The sequence below is a fragment of the Mucilaginibacter corticis genome (genome assembly GCF_007558865.1).
GTDB classification, from domain to species: Bacteria; Bacteroidota; Bacteroidia; order Sphingobacteriales; family Sphingobacteriaceae; genus Mucilaginibacter; species Mucilaginibacter corticis.
In genome coordinates this window covers 1-20,627 of the sequence record NZ_VLPK01000003.1, presented here as the reverse complement: position 1 = coordinate 20,627, position 20,627 = coordinate 1, and the positions used below count along the sequence as shown (strand labels likewise).

At 40.7% G+C, this 20,627-nt stretch carries 17 protein-coding genes; 11 read left to right on the top strand and 6 right to left on the bottom strand.

Annotated elements, in window-relative coordinates; genetic code table 11:
• Positions 1-54 precede the first annotated feature (54 nt).
• The 4 genes from FO440_RS15380 (at position 55) to FO440_RS15365 (ending at position 4,630) form a co-directional block, all read left to right on the top strand.
• Positions 55-1,218, top strand: a complete 1,164-nt coding sequence (locus FO440_RS15380) for a glycoside hydrolase family 130 protein (RefSeq protein WP_144249183.1) — start codon at positions 55-57, stop codon at positions 1,216-1,218.
• Positions 1,219-1,414: 196 nt separating this feature from the next.
• Positions 1,415-2,299 (top strand): GlxA family transcriptional regulator, encoded by an 885-nt coding sequence (locus tag FO440_RS15375; RefSeq protein ID WP_144249182.1) that lies wholly within the window; start codon positions 1,415-1,417, stop codon positions 2,297-2,299.
• On the top strand, positions 2,283-3,260 hold the full coding sequence (gene gap / locus FO440_RS15370; RefSeq protein ID WP_144249181.1) for a type I glyceraldehyde-3-phosphate dehydrogenase: 978 nt from the start codon (positions 2,283-2,285) through the stop codon (positions 3,258-3,260). The genes FO440_RS15375 and gap overlap by 17 nt, the downstream gene beginning before the upstream one ends.
• A gap of 164 nt (positions 3,261-3,424) precedes the next feature.
• Positions 3,425-4,630: an MFS transporter gene (locus FO440_RS15365; RefSeq protein ID WP_144249180.1), complete on the top strand. Its 1,206-nt coding sequence runs from the start codon at positions 3,425-3,427 to the stop codon at positions 4,628-4,630.
• Positions 4,631-4,643: 13 nt separating this feature from the next.
• On the opposite strand, the gene FO440_RS15360 is transcribed toward FO440_RS15365, so the two are convergent.
• On the bottom strand, positions 4,644-4,958 hold the full coding sequence (locus FO440_RS15360) for a hypothetical protein (RefSeq protein ID WP_144249179.1): 315 nt from the start codon (positions 4,956-4,958) through the stop codon (positions 4,644-4,646).
• Positions 4,951-5,340 carry a DUF6864 domain-containing function gene (locus FO440_RS15355; RefSeq protein ID WP_144249178.1) on the bottom strand — a complete coding sequence of 130 codons (390 nt, stop codon included), beginning with the start codon at positions 5,338-5,340 and terminating at the stop codon, positions 4,951-4,953. Before FO440_RS15355 ends, FO440_RS15360 begins: the two co-directional genes overlap by 8 nt.
• A 167-nt stretch (positions 5,341-5,507) precedes the next feature.
• Between FO440_RS15355 and FO440_RS15350 the strand changes: the two genes are divergently transcribed.
• From FO440_RS15350 to FO440_RS15335, 4 genes are all read left to right on the top strand, one after another.
• Positions 5,508-8,543, top strand: a complete 3,036-nt coding sequence (locus FO440_RS15350; RefSeq protein ID WP_144249177.1) for a glycosyl hydrolase — start codon at positions 5,508-5,510, stop codon at positions 8,541-8,543.
• Between the two features lie 9 nt (positions 8,544-8,552).
• Complete coding sequence (locus FO440_RS15345) at positions 8,553-9,998, top strand: arabinose isomerase (RefSeq protein WP_144249176.1); 1,446 nt, start codon at positions 8,553-8,555, stop codon at positions 9,996-9,998.
• Between the two features lie 119 nt (positions 9,999-10,117).
• Positions 10,118-11,368, top strand: a complete 1,251-nt coding sequence (locus FO440_RS15340; RefSeq protein ID WP_144249175.1) for a PQQ-dependent sugar dehydrogenase — start codon at positions 10,118-10,120, stop codon at positions 11,366-11,368.
• Position 11,369: 1 nt separating this feature from the next.
• A complete protein-coding gene (locus FO440_RS15335) occupies positions 11,370-12,599 on the top strand; it encodes a PQQ-dependent sugar dehydrogenase (RefSeq protein WP_144249174.1) in 1,230 nt (409 codons plus the stop codon).
• Between the two features lie 59 nt (positions 12,600-12,658).
• Here FO440_RS15335 and FO440_RS15330 read toward each other — a convergent pair whose 3' ends face one another.
• Complete coding sequence (locus tag FO440_RS15330) at positions 12,659-13,930, bottom strand: glycoside hydrolase family 71/99-like protein (RefSeq protein ID WP_144249173.1); 1,272 nt, start codon at positions 13,928-13,930, stop codon at positions 12,659-12,661.
• A 390-nt stretch (positions 13,931-14,320) separates the two neighbouring features.
• Here FO440_RS15330 and FO440_RS15325 point away from each other — a divergent pair, with 390 nt between their 5' ends.
• A complete protein-coding gene (locus FO440_RS15325) occupies positions 14,321-15,007 on the top strand; it encodes an ATP-binding protein (protein ID WP_144249172.1) in 687 nt (228 codons plus the stop codon).
• Positions 15,008-15,010: 3 nt separating this feature from the next.
• Here FO440_RS15325 and FO440_RS15320 read toward each other — a convergent pair whose 3' ends face one another.
• Together FO440_RS15320 and mnmE are read right to left on the bottom strand one after the other, a co-directional pair.
• The gene (locus FO440_RS15320) at positions 15,011-16,069 is read right to left on the bottom strand and encodes a site-specific integrase (protein WP_222103995.1); all 1,059 of its coding nucleotides are present in this window, start codon (positions 16,067-16,069) and stop codon (positions 15,011-15,013) included.
• A 304-nt stretch (positions 16,070-16,373) separates the two neighbouring features.
• Positions 16,374-17,735 (bottom strand): tRNA uridine-5-carboxymethylaminomethyl(34) synthesis GTPase MnmE, encoded by a 1,362-nt coding sequence (gene mnmE / locus FO440_RS15315; RefSeq protein ID WP_144249170.1) that lies wholly within the window; start codon positions 17,733-17,735, stop codon positions 16,374-16,376.
• Between the two features lie 75 nt (positions 17,736-17,810).
• Between mnmE and FO440_RS15310 the strand changes: the two genes are divergently transcribed.
• Positions 17,811-18,869 carry a nucleoid-associated protein gene (locus tag FO440_RS15310; protein ID WP_144249169.1) on the top strand — a complete coding sequence of 353 codons (1,059 nt, stop codon included), beginning with the start codon at positions 17,811-17,813 and terminating at the stop codon, positions 18,867-18,869.
• 244 nt (positions 18,870-19,113) lie between these two features.
• Positions 19,114-19,395 (top strand): hypothetical protein, encoded by a 282-nt coding sequence (locus FO440_RS15305; protein WP_144249168.1) that lies wholly within the window; start codon positions 19,114-19,116, stop codon positions 19,393-19,395.
• Between the two features lie 42 nt (positions 19,396-19,437).
• On the opposite strand, the gene FO440_RS15300 is transcribed toward FO440_RS15305, so the two are convergent.
• A partial coding sequence (locus FO440_RS15300; RefSeq protein WP_144249167.1) for a carboxypeptidase-like regulatory domain-containing protein occupies positions 19,438-20,627 on the bottom strand: 1,190 nt, incomplete at its 5' end.

The following is a 20,627-nucleotide window of genomic DNA, read 5'->3' as shown; positions in this document are numbered from 1 at the left end:
AAAATATAGCATGCTGTAAAAAGCCGCTATATTTATTTGATAAACCAATAAGAAATGAGAAAAAACTGGATAAGTATTAGGCTGGCAATACTGCTGTTAGCATCTATAAACTGTTATGCGCAAAATGTAGAAAACAAATTACCCAAATGGGCATTTGGCGGTTTTGTACGTTCTGAGGATATCGATCCTATTATTTCCCCTAATAAAGATTCGCGATTTTTAGATCCTGTAAGTAAAAAAGAAGTCGCCTGGGAAGCTAACGATACATTCAACCCGGCAGCAACTGTAAAAAACGGCAAGATCGTGGTGATGTACCGCGCCGAAGATCTTTATGGAACAGGAATAGGTTTTCGTACATCGCGCATTGGTTATGCCGAAAGCAGTGACGGAATTACTTACAAAAGACGCCCCACTCCTGTCTTGTTCCCCGATAATGATATAGCAAAAAAATATGAATGGCCGGGTGGCTGTGAAGATCCGCGGGTAGCGGTTACAACAACGGGTACCTATGTTGTTTTTTATACGGAATGGAACCGTGATGTACCACGCTTAGGTGTTGCCAAATCAACCGATTTGATCCATTGGAAAAAGTATGGACCGATTTTTAGAAAGGCTTACAATGGCAAATTCTTTAATATCGCCAGTAAATCTGCTTCTATATTAACCCAGGTTGTTAATGGCAAACAGGTTATTATTAAAAGTAAAGGCAAATATTGGTTATACTGGGGCGAACACCACGTATACGCGGCTACATCTACCGATCTGGTTAACTGGAATCCGGTGGTAGATGCCAATGGTGAGCTAAAAGAATTAATGTCGCCAAGAAATGGATATTTTGACAGCGACCTCACCGAATGCGGCCCGCCTGCATTAATGACAAAAAATGGAATCATCCTTTTTTATAACGGGAAAAACAAAGCAAAAGAAGGCCGTGATGAGCGATTCAATGCCAATTCCTATTGCGCCGGGCAAGCTCTTTTTGACAGTAGTGATCCTTCAAAGTTTGTAACCAGGCTCGATTTACCCTTTTTACGCCCTATGAAACCATTTGAAAAGAGCGGGCAATATGTAAACGGAACTGTCTTTATTGAGGGCATGGTTTATTTTAAAAAGAAATGGTTCTTGTATTACGGCTGCGCCGATTCAAGAGTAGCTGTTGCTGTTTATGATCCGGCTAATCCGGCATTGCCTGATCCGGTTAGTACAGCAGCTAATTAATATTAGCACTACATATAAAATAAGAAAGCGGCAGGAATAAATCATTTCTCGCCGCTTTCTTATTTTATCAACCTTTAATTCCTCTTATATCAACTAATTAAATATTGGTAGTTAATATTATGCTGTATTCAATACATGGCGTAAATTGTATAATTTATGTCCTTTGAGACAGTTTTAGTAATCTATAATTTTGATCATGCTTAAAAAGAAGGTCGCTATAGTAGTGATGTCCGGCAATATATTGATGGACTTTGCAGGCCCGGCAGATGTTTTTCATCACGCAAACAGGCTACGTAATCTTTATGATATTCTATTGGTTTCACCGGTTGCCGGAGCAGTAATAAGTACAGGTGGTATTAGGATCGATTTTGCGGACTTAAAAGATTTGGACGAGAGTATAGATACACTGCTGATCACAGGTAATGACACGCAGGCAAATTTCGAAGAATTTTATACCTGGTTGACAAGTGCGCATAGTCATATCCGCAGGATAGGTGTTATCGGTGTCGGAATGACAATTTTAGAAAGATCAGGTTTAAAGCCCGACCGGAACTTTTTTCATACTCGTGATGGACAGTTGTATACATCAGGTGGTGTATCATCAGGAATAGACCTTGCCCTGGCTATGGTAGAAGAAGATTGCGGCCGTGGCGTAGCTGCTGACATTGCGCGGAAGCTTATATTTTTTTACCTAAACAGGCCCCCCTACCAGGTACAATTTGGCAACCTTGTTGATACATCGGCATTAGCCATATCGCTAAAAGAAAAACTGGCAGGGCGGTTACATGAGCAACTGGATGTTGGCCGACTGGCCGAAAAAATGAATATGAGCTCAAGAAATTTCACCCGTGTTTTTACACGTCAAACGGATATATCACCGGCAAAATTCATCGAAAAATTACGTGTTGAGCAGGCTCGTTTATATGTGGAACAAAGCGATGAACCTCTTGAAGAAATAGCTTTACGCTGCGGACTGGGTGGATTGGTGTCTATGAGGCGCTTGTTTTTAAGACACCTGATGGTTTCTCCATCAGATTACAGAAGATTTTTAAAACTACAGAAATATGAAAATTGCAATTAATGGATTTGGCCGTATCGGGCGTATGACGCTGCGGGCCTTACAAGATAAACAGGATATTGAAGTCGTTGCAATCAATGACCTCACCAATCTGCAAACGTTGGTTCACCTGTTAAAATATGATAGTACCCACGGGCGTTTTCCGGGCACAGTTGAGGGGAGTGATGACGCTTTAATAGTTAACGGCAAAAAAACACAGTTATTAAGCGAAAAAGATCCGAAGAACTTGCCTTGGGCAGATCTGGGCATTGATGCTGTAATTGAATCGACCGGGCGCTTTACAGACAGGTCTGCCGCGCAGGCACACATTGACGCAGGTGCTAAAAAAGTGTTGATCACCGCACCTGCTACTGGTGGTATAAAAACAATTGTTCATGGTGTGAATAATCACCTTATCGGAGATGATAATATCTACTCGACAGCATCATGCACAACCGGCAGTATAGCACCGGTTTTATATATACTTGATAAAGAGTTTGGTATTGAATCTGGTTATATGGCAACTGTACATGCTTTTACTGCGGATCAAAACTTACAGGATGCACCGCATAAGGATCTGCGAAGGGCGCGGTCTGCCCCACATTCTATCATCCCCACCACTACCGGCGCGGCAAAAGCCATTGGCGACGTATTACCTGAATTGAAAGGTAAGCTTGACGGGTTCTCCTACCGCGTGCCTGTAATTGATGGTTCTATAGTAGACCTGTCAATCAACCTGAAAAAAGAGGTAACGGCTAAAGACCTTAATGCTGTAATAAAACAATATGCAGATAGTTCACTAAAAGGAATATTAGAATATACTGAAGAACAGTTTGTGTCTGCAGATATATTAGGCAATACCCATAGTTCTATCGTTGATGGTAACCTTACCAAAGCTATTGGTAAAATGGTAAAGGTTGTTGCCTGGTATGATAATGAAGTAGGTATCTCAAACAGAATTGCCGAATTGGTTAGCCAGATTTAAAGCGTCACCAAAATAAACAACGGATAATTCATATCCTGCGAAACGGAAGAGGTATTTAAGCTTCTTCCGTTTTGCTTTTAATGAGCCGGTGTATAATTTACCTTGAGCCAACAATAGCCATTTTTGCTATTTGTACTTTTGCGCCACGTTAAACTAATACCAGCATGTTAAAAGAAAGTAACCGGCGTATCTCTACCATACTTGCATTTGCGCTGTTACCACTATCCGGCTTCGCTACTGATATTTATATCCCTTCGCTGCCAAGTATGGGAGCAGATATGCATATCAGCAGCATACAGGTACAGCTCACACTTACGTTATTCCTGATCAGCTACGGTACTTCGCAGCTTTTCCTGGGTAGTATTTTAGATTCATATGGTCGTTATAAATTTAGTTTAGCAGCGCTTATTGTGTTTATACTGTCCAGTGTTGTTATCGCGATTACGCATAATATTTACCTGATCTACGCTATGCGGATAATTCACGGTATAACAGTAGCTATGATTGTTGTAGCTAAACGCGCCTATTTTGTTGATGTTTATCAAGGTGATGAGCTTAAAAACTACCTAAGCATGTTCACCATCATTTGGTCGGCAGGGCCAATTGTGGCGCCGTTTATTGGCGGTTATTTTCAAAGCACATTAGGTTGGCAGTCAAACTTTTACTTCTTGGCAGCTATAGCATTGGTTATAGCTATTCTTGAGATCATTTACAGTGGCGAAACCTTAAAGAAGCCAACGGTATTCCACTTAAAAACTATAGCAGGCTTGTATGCCGAAATGATAAAAACTACAACTTTTAGTTTAGGCATCCTGATGTTAAGTTTTGCTTACTCAATGGTGATCATGTACAACATGACCGGACCTTTTATTGTTGAGCATCATTTTAATTTTACGCCTGTCGTTGCAGGTTATTGCTCGTTAATATTAGGTTTCGCCTGGATGGTTGGCGGTTTTATTGGCAAAGCTCTGATCAGCCGTCCGTTTTTCAGCAAACTGTCTGTGAATATCGCTTTACAATTATTGTTTGTATTGATGATGATTGTCAGTATCAACTTTATCACCAACATTTATGCGATGGTATTATTCGCATTCCTTATCCATGTGGGTGCAGGCTTTACTTACAATAATTACTTTACATACTGCCTTAGCCGGTTCCCAAAAAACGCAGGTATGTCGGGTGGATTAACAGGCGGAATGGTTTATGTTATTCTGTCGTTATTAACCTATGTGGTCGTGTCGATAATTCCGGCTAAAGACGAGCTTAATCTGAGTTATAGTTACCTGGTATTTATATTACTATCCGGTGTGGTCATGTTTGTTTTGTTCAGAATGAACAGACAGCAAAGTGTGAAGCAAGTATACGCTTAAAAATGCTGATGTGTCATTTTTGCGATTTGCCAAAAAGATACCCTAACGCCAAAGTAATAATCGGAACCACCATTTCCCAGATTTTCTTCACATCGTCGGTAAAATCAGATACTTTGTCTCTGTACACACAGTAATTGATCATTACACAAACAGAAATTATCGTACCTGCTATAAAAGCCCACTTTATGGTATAATACACAATCGAGTCTTTGGCATTTGCCCCGGTGCCTAAAGTCTCTGTTACCTTGCCGGCTATATCACTACTAAGCCTGGGTTGGCGGGCAGATTTTTTTTCTTCAATTACCGGTATGTCTGAAAGTTTACCCATTTGCAGGCTCTCCTAAATATATAGCGTAATTCATAATTCTCGATTCCGCGTTCTCATCAGGTGTCCAAACCCAAAATGACAAATAGCAAGCGCGGTTGTACGCAACACCAATTTTCCACGGATCCATTATACCTTCGCCCAATGGGTTTTTAAAATTGATCATTTTAATGCTTAAAACACTTTGAGCTACATCAGCCGAATATCTCCGGGCTTTATCCGTCAGATCATTTTCAAAATTAAATTTAACTTCAAAATCATCTATAGAAAGCGACAATGGCCGTTCGGTAGAAACTACTACGGTTCCATCTCCTATTACTTCCAGATCTCCCGATTTGGCGGTAACTTTTATATTGGCATTTGTATTAGATACGATATTTGACATAACTCAAAAATATCACAAAATTTATCTAAATAGCTTATATCTAAACGATTATTTTTTTGACTTTGCTTTTAATTATTGCTTGTGTAACTGTTAGACTGTTAAGGATAGTTGTTTAAATACAACCTGCTATCTTTACGTCAACCAATGCCTGATAAACCAAATTTCTGATGTTGCTTGTAAAAAACAGACTTTTATTAACCCTGATTCTATCGGCTTGCTGCGTCTGCGGTTATAGTCAGCAAATTGCCCCTCTTGCTGTTAAAGCTTTAAAAGCGGGTTTTGTAAACCTGCCAAATACTGCCAAGCCCGGTGTCTACTGGTATTTCATGGATGGCAATATGAATAAGCAATCCATAACCGAGGATTTGGAGGCCATGAAAAAAGCCGGTATAGGTAACTTGATATTCCTTGAAGTTAATGTTGGCATACCGCGCGGGCCGGTCGATTTTTTGAGTGACCAATGGCAGGAACTTTTTAAACATGCTGTGCGCGAGAGTGAACGTTTGGGTATTGAAATAACCTTAGGTATCGGCCCGGGTTGGACAGGCAGCGGCGGCCCTTGGGTAAAGCCCGGGCAGTCTATGCAACACCTGGTTTCAAGTTCGGTAAATGTAAAAGGCGGCCAGGCTGATAAAATCGTGCTACCAGTACCACCACCTAAAAGCCCATACTTTGGCGACGGCGCTTTTACAACAGAGCTAAAAAAACAATGGGACGATTTTTACGAAGATGTGGCGGTGCTGGCTTATCCCACGCCCGAAGTCTCAGAAAAGATCAAGGATATTGACGAAAAAGCATTGTATTACCGTGCACCTTATTCATCAGTACAGGGTGTAAAGCAATTCCTGCCTTCGGTTGCTGATTACCCGCAGACCACCAAACAAGCGGTGATCGATAAAAATAAGATCGTCGACCTGACAAAATATTTAAAACCTGACGGCACATTGAACTGGACACCACCCGCCGGCAACTGGACGATCATGCGGTTTGGCCGTCGTAATAATGGTGCGATAACGCGGCCTGCCCCTGTTCCTGGTTTAGGTTTTGAGTCTGATAAATTTGACACGGTAGCATTAAACGATCACTTGGATAATTACATAGGCAAGCTAATACGCAAGGTAGGCAATCCTGATCCTAAAGTGGCAGGTGGATTAAAACGTCTGCACATGGATAGCTGGGAAATGGGCTCACAAAACTGGACACCGCACTTTCGGGCCGAGTTTATAAAAAGACGCGGTTACGATCCATTACCCTACTACCCTGTTTATGCAGGTAATATTGTTGGCAACCGCGAAATAAGCGAGCGTTTTTTGTGGGACCTGCGCCAAACTTCTCAAGAACTGATATTAGAATATCACGCAGCAGCGGTAAAAGAATATGCGCACAGAAATGGCATGGGATTATCTATCGAGCCATATGATATGAACCCTACTGCCGATCTGGAGCTTGGCGCAGTAGCCGATGTGCCCATGAGCGAGTTTTGGAGCAAAGGTTTGGGGTTTAATTCGTCTTTTAGTGTAGTTGAGGCAACATCTATCGCGCATGTTAACGGCAAGTCGCTTACGCCTGCCGAGTCTTTTACCGCGCAGAATGATGAAGGTTGGAAACAATATCCAGGATCAATGAAAAACCAGGGCGACTGGGCCTTTGCAGCCGGTGTAAATAGGTTTGTTTATCACACGTTTGAAAACCAGTTCCTTCCGGACTCTTTACGTCCGGGCGCTACGATGGGTCCTTATGGTGTACATTGGGACCGTAACCAAACCTGGTGGCCCATGGTAGGTGATTATCATAAATACATCACCCGTTGCAGCTATATTTTACAGCAAGGCAGAACGGTTGCAGATGTGTTGTATTTAACCCCTGAAGGTTCGCCACATGTATTCCGGCCACCATTTTCTGCTATGGAAGGTAACGATACAATCCCTGACAGGAAAGGTTATAATTTTGACGGATGTTCACCGGGCCAACTTTATAAAGCTGGTGTTGTTAACGGCAGTATTGTTTTCCCTGGCGGTGCAAGTTATCGCATATTGGTATTACCGGCAGTAAAAACCATGACACCTGCCCTGTTAAAAAAAATAACAGAATTGGTTAAAGCTGGTGCGACTGTTGTAGGTGAGCCTCCTTTAAAATCGCCGGGATTATCAAATTATCCGGCTTGTGATGCGGAGATTGCAACCCTTGTTAAATTAGTTTGGGGAACAAATATTGATGCGACAACACAATCTGTTCATACTTACGGAAAAGGCAGGGTTATTTGGGGCGGTGAGCTCGACAAGCAATTAGACAATCTTTATCCTAAATATGAGCTAACGGCAAACATTTTGAAGAAAATGAACGTCAGCCCGGATTTTGAATCAAACGGGCCTATCCGCTACACCCGTCGTACCAATTCAAATTGGGATGCGTATTTTATTTCAAACCGGTCAGACAACCCTGTAGACGCTAATGCTTCATTCCGCAACATAAAAGGCTCACCACAACTTTGGGATCCGCTAACAGGCAAAACACAGGCATTACCTCAATTTAAAAAGCAGGGTGACCATACTATAATCCCTGTTCGATTAGATGCTTACCAAAGCTATTTTGTTGTATTCACAAAAGACGTACGAACAGCCCCGTCATTGAAAAATAAAAACTTCAATACTCTTACGACTGTTGCCAAGATTGATGGCCCATGGAATGTTTCTTTTGATGCAAAATGGGGCGGGCCTAAAAACATAATTTTCAATCAGTTAAGCGATTGGATCTCAAGGCCTGAAGACGGAATAAAGTATTACTCGGGCATAGCAACATATACCAAATCTTTTGACTTTCCGGCAAATATCGCCTCTGACAAAAAAGCTACATTTTTTATTGATCTTGGTAATGTTAAAGATCTGGCAAGGGTTAAGTTAAATGGAAAAGATCTGGGTGTATTATGGACCGCCCCATGGCGCGTTGAGATATCAGCATCCGCTTTAAAAAAGCAAAACAAACTCGAAATTGAAGTTGCAAACCGTTGGCCAAATCGGCTGATTGGGGATGATAAAATTGCTAACGATGGCATAGTAAATGATCAATGGCCTGACTGGCTAATGAAAGGCTTGCCAAGACCAGGTAAACGGTATACATTCGCCACATACCATTTCTATAATAAAAATTCACCTTTATACAGTTCAGGGCTTTTAGGTCCGGTAACCATCCAAAAAAGTAACTAAAATATAATAATGACATCTGTACAAAAAACAACTCAGCCAATTAAGATCGGGTTATTCGGCATCGGTTTAGATATCTATTGGGAACAATTTGAAGGATTAAAACAAAGATTACATGGGTATATAGATATCGTAAGCAGCAAATTGGGTAATTATGGTGCTGAAGTTGTCAATCTTGGTTTAATAGATACACCGCAAAAGGCATTTGAAGCAGGCAGTCAGTTCAAACGTGAAGACGTAGAATTGATATTTTTATATGTTACCACTTATGCCCTATCGTCAACTGTGTTGCCGGTGGTGAAAAAAGCCAAAGTACCGGTTATTGTTTTGAACCTGGCACCCGAGGCGGCCATTGATTACTCAACCTTTAATAAGCTGAATAACCGTACAACAATGACGGGCGAATGGCTGGCCTATTGTTCGGCTTGCCCTGTGCCTGAAATAGCAAATGTTTTTAAACGCTCAAATATCCCGTTTCATCAAATAACCGGTATGTTAAATAACGATCCGCATGTTTGGCAGGAGGTTGAAGAATGGGTAGCAGCAGCAAAAGTTGCTCACACTATGTACAATAACACTTTAGGTGTAATGGGTAATTATTATGGCGGTATGCTGGATATCTACTCAAACCTGACTTTGCAGTGCGTCACTTTTGGCGGGCATATTGAAATTATTGAAGTAGATGAGTTATCAGGATTACGAAATAGCGTAACACCTGTAGAAATAGATGACAAGATCCAAACGATCAATAAATGGTTTGATGTGCAAAGCGATTGTTCTGAAGATGAAGTAAAACGCGCTGCGTTAACTGCGGTGGCTCTGGATAAATTGGTCGCTAAATATAATTTAGGTTCTATCGCTTACTATCATAAAGGCACAGGTAATCCTGCCAATGAAGATACCATGAGTTCAGTGATCTTAGGCACTTCATTACTTACAGGGCACAACGTACCTGTTGCAGGCGAATACGAGATAAAGAACGTACAAGCGATGAAAATCATGGATAGCTTTGGTGCTGGCGGATCATTTACCGAGTATTATGCTATGGATTTTAATGATGATGTGGTATTAATGGGGCATGACGGCCCTTGTCATCCAGCCATCGCCGAAGGTAAAATAAAAGTTAAACCCTTACAGGTTTATCATGGTAAAGTGGGTAAAGGTTTATCGGCAGAGATGTCGGTAAAATATGGCCCGGTGACGCTGTTATCTGTAGTTGAAACTGTGGATGGTAAAATAATGCTGCTGGTAGCCGAAGCCGAATCTGTTGCAGGCCCAATTTTAGAAATTGGCAATACCAACAGCCGGTATAAATTCAGTATTGGTGCCCGTGGGTTTGTTGAAGCCTGGAACTCACATGGACCGGCACATCATTGCGCTATCGGTAATGGCCATATTGCGTCGAAAATACAAAAGCTGAGTAATTTGCTTGGCCTTGAATATATCAAAGTCTGTTAGGTAAAGCCCGACATCGTTTGCGTAGAAATATAGGTTTGTTATCTTTTAATCTGAGTGATATATTGTAAAATTGTTGCCCAAACCAACAACAAACATTAATTTAACACACCTTATTTTTTATGAAGAAAGTCACGCCGGTTAAAACTATATATTACGCATCAATAAGTTCGCTACTGGTGTTAGCAACTGTGTTTACGTTGCCCTCATTTACTAAAAACAGTGACCCTGCAACCATAACTGTTAAATCAGAAAAAGTAACCGATGGTTTACAAGCACCTACAGCTTTGATCTTTCCTGAAAACGGCAAAGCCTGGGTAACCGAACAAACCGGCAAGATCCGGCTACTTAAAAATGGTAAACTCACAGATGTTGTTGTGCTCGACCTGAAAAGCAAAATGATAAAGGTTAATACCGGTTATGAAGAACGCGGTTTGTTAAATGTGGTGTTGCATCCTAAATTTAGCTCGAATGGGAAATTTTATGTTTTTTACAGCAGGCCTACAACAACTCAAAACCCGGCAAACAACCGTAAGTTTGATCATACCGATGTTGTTGCAGAATATAAAATGTTGCCTAATTCAGACCAGGCAGACCCTAACAGCGAACGCATTATTTTAACTCAAAATAAACCCGACGGTAACCACAATGGCAGCGGTATTGTATTCGGTGCCGACGGCTACTTATATGTTACGTTTGGTGATGGTGGCGGTCAGCATGATCAGCATGGTCCTATCGGTAACGGACAAAATATGGATACATGGTTAGGTAAAGTTTTACGCATTAACGTTAATGTTGATTCTACCTATTCGGTTCCTAAAGACAATCCTTTTGTTGGTAAAGCAGGTTATAAGCCAGAGATCTGGGCTTATGGTTTTCGTAACCCATACCGTATTTCGATAGATAAAGTATCTAAAAAGCTATTCATCGGCGAGGTTGGTCAGGATACCTGGGAAGAGGTTGATATTCTTGAAAAAGGCGCTAACTATGGTTGGCGCCTGGTTGAAGGCAACCATTGCCACAACCCTGCCCAGGGCTGCGATTTTACCGGACTTACGCCGCCAATTACCGAATATAATCACCGTGAAGGCGTATCCGTTATAGGTGGCTATGTTTACAATGGCCAACAGGTAACTTCATTAAAAAGCAAATATATTTTTGGTGACTGGACCGGCCCGATCTGGTATCTTCAAAAATCCGGTAATACATGGTTGCGCGGTAAGATCACGATACAAAATTATCCTGAAAACGCTAAGATCACCGGCTGGGGCGAAGATCAGTCAGGCGAGTTATATTTTTTAACCAATACGGATACAGGCCCGGGACCTGTGGGCGCTACCACCGGAAGTATTTATAAGATCATAAAAAATTAGCATGGCAAAAGGCTTTAGTAACAAATTATTTATTATTCTTTTAACGGGGGGAGTTAGCATATTGCTACTCCCTTCGTACGTTTCCAAAAAAATTAAAGTGGCTAATGCCGATTTACCCGCACCTACCTTGACGCTAAACGTCAGACAAGTTGTTACAGATTTGCAATCGCCTTTGGATATGGCATTCCCGGGTAATGGTGATATACTTGTGGCCGAACAAACAGGTAAGATACGGCTGATTAAAGACGGGAAATTAACCGATGCACCTTTGTTAGACATCAGCAGCAAACTGGTTAAAACTATGCCTGTTGATGTAAGGGGTTTAATGGGCTTTGCTATTCACCCCCAATTTAGCTCGAATAGGAAGATATACGTTTTTTACTGCGCGCCCGCTACTGCTGATAAATCAGACCACAAAGATGTTGTAGCTGAATACACATTATCGTCAAATTCAACACAAGTTGACCCCGACAGCGGACGAATCTTATTTACTGCCGATGAACCCGGCCAGGGAGATAATGGTGGTTGCCTAAAATTTGGGCCTGATGGTTATCTGTACATCGGCATGGGTGATGGCGGTGGCGGCGGTGATAAGCACGGCCTTATCGGCAACGGTCAAAATAAAAATACGCTGCTGGGTAAGATACTACGCATAAACGTTAATAGCGATTCTACTTACACTGTGCCAAAGGATAATCCTTTTGCCGGAAAAACTGATGTCAGGCCGGAGATATGGGCATATGGTTTACGCAACCCGTGGCGGTTCTCTTTTGATAAAGCAACTAAGCAAATGTTTACCTGTGACGTCGGAGAGGGTGCATGGGAAGAAACTGATATCATAGAAAAAGGTGGTAATTATGGCTGGCGGATGGTTGAGGGCGATCATTGTTTTAACCCCAAAGAGGATTGTGATTTTACAGGCACCATAAAACCAATTTCTGAATATGACCATAAAAGCGGTATCTGTGTTATTGGTGGTTATGTCTATAATGGAAAGCAACTGCCGGCTATTAAAGGTAAATACTTCTTTGCCGATTGGACAGGGCCGATTTACTACATCGAAAAAACAGGTGCAGCATGGCAAAGGGGAAAAGTTGAACTAAAAAACTATCCCGAAAACCTAAAAATAACCAGTTGGGGCGAAGATCCGTCAGGCGAGTTGTACGTGATCACGAACGGTGGTACTTTATTGAATGATGTAAAAGGCGCAATTTATAAGATCATAAAATAGATTATTAGCCACACCAGTGGCTACTTTTACTCTTTCTTTAGTGGTCCACTTTAGACAGTTTAAAGCGTTGGTTTTGTAGGCCTTGTTGTGGTTAATGAAATCACACCTTTGAACATTTTAGCTCCATCTCCGGTCAATCTTAAATAATAGTCCGAAGAACATGGTGTTCCATCTTCATCTAAGGCCATAAAATTTGATCCTGATGGAACGAATGCTTGTGATTCGGCTGTTTTTACGATCTGGTTTCCCTCATTAAATTCATCAAACATAGATATGTAAAGACCTTGCGCCCCTAACCTTTTCATATTATAGAACTGTCTCCACATAAAATCGCCGTGAGCGCGCTGACGTTCCTGAAGATCACCGGGTAGAACGCAAGGTTGGTAATCAATACCATTAGCGTTGCAATATGTCTGATCATCTTTATTAACGTTTACATAAAAATTATCCGAGTCATCAGCATTACCAATACGCCCTATCATCCATGGCGACAGCATATTGAAAGTTTTATAAACGCTTAGGAAATCAGGTCTTGAGTCGCTATTTTGCTCACGCCAATGCGTGGGCACTCCCCCTATTACATAACAGCCTTTACTTTGAAACCATTTGATGACATCGATACAGTCTGTGGTATTGAAATTATGATTATCATCATTGAAACCAAAGCCCCAGATACATACTACAGGCTTGCCGTTCTGTTTTGCATAAGCAGTTGATGAAATGTATGCCGACATTTTGTTTGTCCAATCGGCTTTGAGTTCGGTTTGCATATTTGTCCAACCGCTAACATCATACATGATGTAAAACTTAACGCCGTTTACCTCTGCAGCTTTTTTTACTTTTGCTGCCATGGCATCGCGTATTGGCCCTTCCAGGCCACTCGGATTAAAACGCTGTAATGCCGCACCGTCAATGCCATATTGTTTCATCCATTTAAACTGGATATCCACCGTCTGATCACTAAAAGATGAAAATACATTAGCCGGCTGGCCATTGTTTAAATTAGCAAATTGTGTAGGAAAAGTGGTTGCATAATCGCGGACATCAGGCCAGGATTTAATAGCGACATTGGTTGACGAAGGCTGTTGTTCCCAGGTTTGCGCCCAGTGCCAGTACATGTTAATTGGCGAACCATCGCCTGTTGCTGCAAACCATCCCTGGTAACCTACAATAACCTTACCCACAACATCGCTTGTTGGCAACGGCTTATTAACAACTACAGTAGTGGTGTCTTTGGATGGATTAGGTACAACTGATTTTTTCTTCGAACAACTAAAAACTGCTGACAGCAATACCGCCATCAACCAAATCTGCAGGTTATTGGTTCTCATGTCTTAACTATAATAAATAGCAAGTTAATCAGATATTCTGAATGAGTAACAAAATATTATGGAGATATTACTCTCTATTTCCCGATACAGAAAGTGAAGTAGTGCAGATTCTCAGCAAGTTAATGCTATTGCGTTACCAATCTGTCACCGAACCGATGAAAACAGCGGAAAATCATTGCTAAATCAAGCAGTTTTAAAATCGGTGATAAAAATTCCTGTTGTCTGATTGAGTAATTAATTTGAGATTTACTGCGACGTTTGTTTATAAAATATTCAATAGTAATTTTGAATTAAATATTTCAGATCTTTTCAATGATAATTTGGAAGATAAGTGGTCTTCTCATATTTTTAAAGTTTACTAAAATACATTAGTAACCTTATCATTTGAAAATGTTTCGGCTAATTGAATTAAATTTTGATGACCAGAGCTATTTAGGCCACATTCCCGCCGACCAGTTAGTATTTGTTCCTCTAGAAGAACGAGAGCCAACAGATTTACCTTACACTTCTGTTTTAATTGGCGCTAATGGTACAGGTAAAAGTACAATACTATCCTACCTAGTAAAAATTTTTGAAGACATAAAATATTTTAAAGACACGGGGAAAAGAGCGCCTCGGGCTATAACCTTTTCTTATAATATAACATATCAAATAAATACTGATGTTTTTAAGTTTACTCAAAAGAATAATGGCCTAGATCTAGACGCCTATAAAGAAGGTACTCGAATCTTAAAATGGTATTATGAATTTTCAATAAACGATAAGCCAATTGAAGAAATTCAAGATAGGATTATTTTGCCAGGTAATATTGTAGCAGTAAGTTATCTTCCGATGGATAGATTTCGTCAAAAAAGCAATGCTGTTGAAGATTTTTACTTATATCTAGGCTTAAGGCATCGCTCGAACGCGGCTAGTACGCAATTTTTTCTAAATAATACCTTACCATTGTTGTTTAGATATATCTCTGAAAGTCGTTCGGTAAGTTTCTTAAAAAACATTTTAGTTTTTATGGGAATGGATCAAGCGCTGGCTCCTTGTTATTTCCCTCCTGTCGATATATTGAATAATCACTCATAAATTCTAAAAACTAAATGTCGGTAACTGATTAATGGCATCAACCTTTCTGCGGTCAACTACCTTGGCGTAAATTTGCGTAGTTTTTAGATTTCTGTGGCCTAATAATTTCGAAACAGTGAAAATATCAACGTTGTGGGTAAGCATTAAGGTAGCGTAGGTATGGCGTGCGCAATGGAAAGTAATTGTTTTACGTATACCCGCCCTCATCACCCATTCTCTAAGTTTTAAATTATGCCATGAAGAATATTTTAATCCTTTAAACACGCGATCTACATCATTACCTCGCTCACCGACAAACTCAAGCGCTTGACTGCTGATTGGTAAAATTTCAGCAGCTTTAGTTTTTTGCTGTACAAACCTTAACTGATGGCACAGTAATTCATCTGAATACTCAATGTTAGCCCAGGTAATTGAATTAACATCCGACCACCGTAGACCGGTAGCCGCACTAAATAAAAAGGCCCGTTTTAGTAAATCGCTTTCACATTCGGTATCAACCAGTTTTTTTAGTTCTTCAATGGTTAGGTACTCACGGTGTGTATCCTGCTCTTTGATGCTTTTTACACGCTGACCGATTTTATCCTGAATTATTTTATCATCAAAAGCTTGATTAAGAGCGGCCTTCACTTTGTTGAAATATGACAATGCTGAATTACGTGCCAAGCGTGTATTACTTTTGGTTATTCTTGCTTCAAGCAAATGCTTTTTAAATTTTTCCAGGAAGTCGGTGTCCACTTCTTCAAAAGTCAGATCTTTACCGTCAAGAAACTTTAATAATATCTGGTAGGTGCTTTGCCAATTGCCATGGCTTCCTGTGCGCTTACGTTTTTCTACCTCTTTTTTAAAGTAATCGGGAAAACTACCTTGTGATTTTTGATTATCAGCGAAACCATATTTTTTGTTACTGATTTCCAAAAATCTTTTTGAACGGATTTTATCAGCTAAGTGTCGGGCAGTTTTATTATTCTCTCTTTCTTCGCGGGTTGTCGGTTTATCAATTACGGTTAAATCCAGCTTTTCGGTTTTCCGTTTTCCCCCCGGTAAATAATAATCAAGTACCAATCTCGACTTTCCGTCTTTCAATGCTCTTTCTCTGATGCTAATGCTTGCCATAATAATTTACGATTTTTTGTCACCGAATGTCCCCATTCAATACACACAAAAGAACGAGCAGCAGAAACACAGAGCAAAAATAAAAGCCCACGAATGGTGGGCTAAATTGGTGACGTTTTGGTGTTGAATTAGTGTCGCGTTACAAAAACGGCACACAAAATGGGAAGATCAATGCAAATTATTACCACTCATTGAAAAATAAACTGCGTTGGGAGCATTGAAATGCAAATAATTGAAAATCAATGAAACACGACTACTTTCCGATACAAAACTTGCTAAATATATTCTCCAACAGATCATCAGTTGTAACCACACCCGTAATCTCACCTAAGTAGTGCAGGGCTTGTTTTATATCCATCGACAGAAAATCCGAAGTAACGGTATCTATCCCGCTTAATACTCTTCCGAGGGCATCTGCTGTTTTTTGCAACGCTTCAAGGTGGCGTATGTTGGTTACTAAAGTTTCGTTTGCATCCAATTGGTCTTTTACTGCCGAATGGTATATTTTTGACTTCAGCTCATCAATGTGCGTTTTTTCCTTTGCGGATATAATTAGCGTATGTGATTGACTCAAACCTTCTAATTGTTCTGACGTAAGTAAGTCTGCTTTATTGGCTAATATCAGCATGGTTACCCCGGGGCGTTGCAGGCTTGCAATATCACTGTCAAGTTCGTCCTTGGTTATCTGTGCCGCATCATATACATACACCAGCAATGCAGATTGCTCGATCTTTTCCATGGTACGCTCTACCCCTATCTTTTCAATAGCATCTGTAGCTTCACGGATGCCAGCGGTATCAATCAGCCTGAAGTTAATACCGTTTATATTTAACACTTCCTCTATCGTATCGCGTGTGGTACCAGGTATGTGGCTTACAATGGCTCGTTCTTCGTTTAACAACGCGTTTAACAGGGTTGACTTACCTGCATTTGGCCGGCCGGCTATAACGGTATTTACGCCATGCTTAATAGCGTTACCCAACTCGAACGATTGTATCAGTGCGCCTATAACTTTACCTATCTCGTAGATCAGTTTTTTTAGCTGGTCACGATTAGCAAACTCTACATCCTCTTCGGCAAAATCAAGCTCCAGTTCAATCAGCGAGGCAAATTGCACCAATTGTTCGCGCAAGGTTTGTAGCTGACTGCTAAATCCTCCTCTTAATTGCTGTAAGGCAACCTGTTGCGATGCTTTCGAGTTAGAAGCGATTAGATCGGCAACAGCCTCGGCTTGCGATAGGTCCATTTGACCATTCAGGAAGGCTCGCAAAGTAAACTCACCGGCTTTGGCAGAGCGTGCCCCCTTTTTGATCAGCAGTTTTATAATAGATTCAATAATGAAGTTAGATCCGTGGCAGGAGATCTCTACCACGTTTTCGCGGGTGTATGATTTTGGGGCAATAAATAATGACACCAATACTTCATCCAGTATTACGTTGCCGTCAAATATATTGCCGAAATGGATGGTGTGCGATCCTTGTTTGGTCAAATCCTTCCCTTTAAACACGCTATTGGCGATAAGTATGGCGTCAGGGCCCGATAAGCGGATAACGCCTATAGCCCCTGTACCTGCCGGGGTGGCTAAAGCAACAATGGTTTCTTCAGTATTAGTCATTGGCGGCAAAGGTCGCAAATTAGCGGCAACAATAGCTATAACCCTAAAGTAAAAAAAGTAAATTGCGCCCCAATTATGGTAACCTCATTTGAAGCTTCGCTCAATACTATTTCTGTACATCACGTTGGCAACCAGGCGCTAAGTGAAATGTATGCACTGTCAGGCCATCCACTTGTTTTAAAAGACGAGCTGATAGCAAGCCTGTTAAAGCAGTATTTCCTGTCGCCGTTTAGCAAAGCTGTCGAGGTTTATCACCTGATGCACAGCAGCGGCGACCTGGCATTGAACGAGATCCATCACTTTGCCTCACAGATGTTTGAGGATAAGGAAAGGTTTCATGAAGCGTCTGAACAGATAGCCAAACACCTGTATAAGGTTGCTAATCATCCCAACATCAAATCCGGCGAGTTGTATGTGGCTTACTTTAAGGATGTGCAGATAGAGGGTAATCTGCTGGATGCTATTGGGATCTTTAAATCAGAGAATAAGGAAACCTATTTAAAGGTATACCCCGAGAAAGGTGGTTTCGCGATTGATTATGAAGAGAATGCTATCAATATTAACAAACTGGATAAAGGCTGCCTGATCTTCAATATCGAAAAAGAGAATGGCTATAAGGTAGTGGTGATTGATAACAGCAATCGCGGGCAGGATACCGCTGTTTACTGGAAAGACGATTTCTTACAGCTTAAGATCCGTAACGACAGCTATAACCAAACCAGCAACGCTTTAGGCATTTACAAGAACTTTGTCACTAATAAGATAGACGAAGAGTTTGATATGAACAAAACCGATAAAATAGACCTGCTTAATCGCTCGATGAAGTATTTTAAGGAAAAAGAAACCTTTGATATGGATGAGTTTGCCGATGAGGTGATTGGTAACCCAAAAGCTATCGAGTCGTTTAAAACATTTAAGAGCCAGTATGAGGACGAATTTGACACCCGTATTGGGGATACCTTCGAGATCTCGGACAACGCGGTCAAAAAGCAGGCGCGCGTATATAAAAGCGTGTTAAAGCTGGATAAGAACTTTCACATTTACATACATGGCGACAACAAGCTGATTGAAAAAGGTTTTGATGATGAAAAGGCCATGAATTACTACAAGGTGTTTTTTAAAGAAGAGCAGTAAGGCTGTCTCATCTGTACCACGTGAGTGTGTAACAGTTGGAACATTTGGTACACCTGTTTTTGCAATTCATTGATAATAAAATAATTAATTTACTATCAAGGATTTCATGATACAGTTTGGTATAACTTTTACGTCAGTAAATTTATAGCTAAAAATCATATAAAATACTGTATATAAAACAATTACGTTTAATATTTTAAACCAGAAAATCGGTTATTTTTAGAAGGAAAATTTAATAAGCACAATGAACGCCGGCAATATCACTTTACTAATTTTAATAGTTGCCCATTTAAGTATAGCATCTTACTTTGTTAGCCGGGTGGTTAAAAGTACTTTATTCACCAAAAATCAAAAAATTGTAAATGGTTTGCTTGTTGTGATACTGCCTTTTGTTTGGTGCGTATTGGTTTATTATTTAACAAAACCCGACCCTGAATATGATCCGGAACTAAAAAGGAAACCTTCCGAGCATTACTATGAAACCAATAAAACGATAGGCCGCGGCGAACAATTAGGACGTTATTAGTCATAATAACGATTGCTTTACAGCTTAACATATTATTTTACATCACTCAACTTTATAAGTATACACCTGTCTGCCTAATTCGCCGGCGGCATTAATGCCCTCCACCACTACCCTGTACTTTCCGGGGCCATCGGCATTGTAAAAATCAAATGTTGCTTTTCCTGTGGCATCCGTATTAACGTACGGGTTCCAGTAAATGGTTGAACGCAGGTCGGGCTGTTTATTCCCGGCATCCGGCCTTTCATAACGCGGTGAATAAAACCGGCGTACTTTGTTATAGCCTTTGGGCGATATGTTAGCCATATTAGGAATGTATTGCTTGCGTGCACCGGGTACTTTAGTGATAAATAATATAAAACCCGCAGGATGAGAATTGCCTGTTCTCAATATATTTTTAATAGCTTCATTTTTTGTCACTAATAATATTTTGATGATCTCGTCCGGTTGAAGATCTTCAATTTCTTCATAGCTTGATGGCCGGCCGTTGAGAAGAGGTATAAGATCATTACTCTCTGCATCAGCTGGGCTATTTGAAAAGTTAACCGTCCTGTGCATAGTTAATAACCTGGTATGCCCCTTATTATCTAACTGCCAGGTAACACCAGGGATCATTGTTTGCAAAAAAGTTTGCGTTGTAGGATAAAGTTCCGGATGATTCATAGGTATGACTCTATCTGCCGACTCTTCATCAGGCACTGAAAACATTCCCTGGGTTGCGACCCCTGGTTCATTCTTCAATTTAACATCCTTAATATTTACCTGCTTTAAAATATGCCCCGTTAACTTCAATGGGGTGCCCTCATCCTCGGCTTTTTGTAAGTTGGCTTTAATGATATTTATATCTGCAAAACTTTGCTGGGCAGCGATCTTAATTTGGGGTATGCTGTCTAAAATAATAATAACATGGTCAGTATTTTTCAAATCCCTGGCTTGCACTGCAAACTTAGCGCTATCGGCAAATAATAAGTTGTCAAAATTGAACCTGCCATTGGCATCGGTAGTGGTTGTTTTTTTAATGCGGGCGTTTAATGAAACCAGCAGCACTGCCGCGTTTGGTAACGGGCGGTTTCTCAGGTCGGTTACCAAACCTGAAATGGTAGCCTTTAAGCCTTCAGATTTAAATATAGGATTAGATTTCAGTGCACTATCCAATAATTTCCATTCAAACCTGCGGTAGCCCTGCGTAAGCATCAGGTTGTCTAAGGCCCTGTTTACTTTTTCAGAATCCGCTA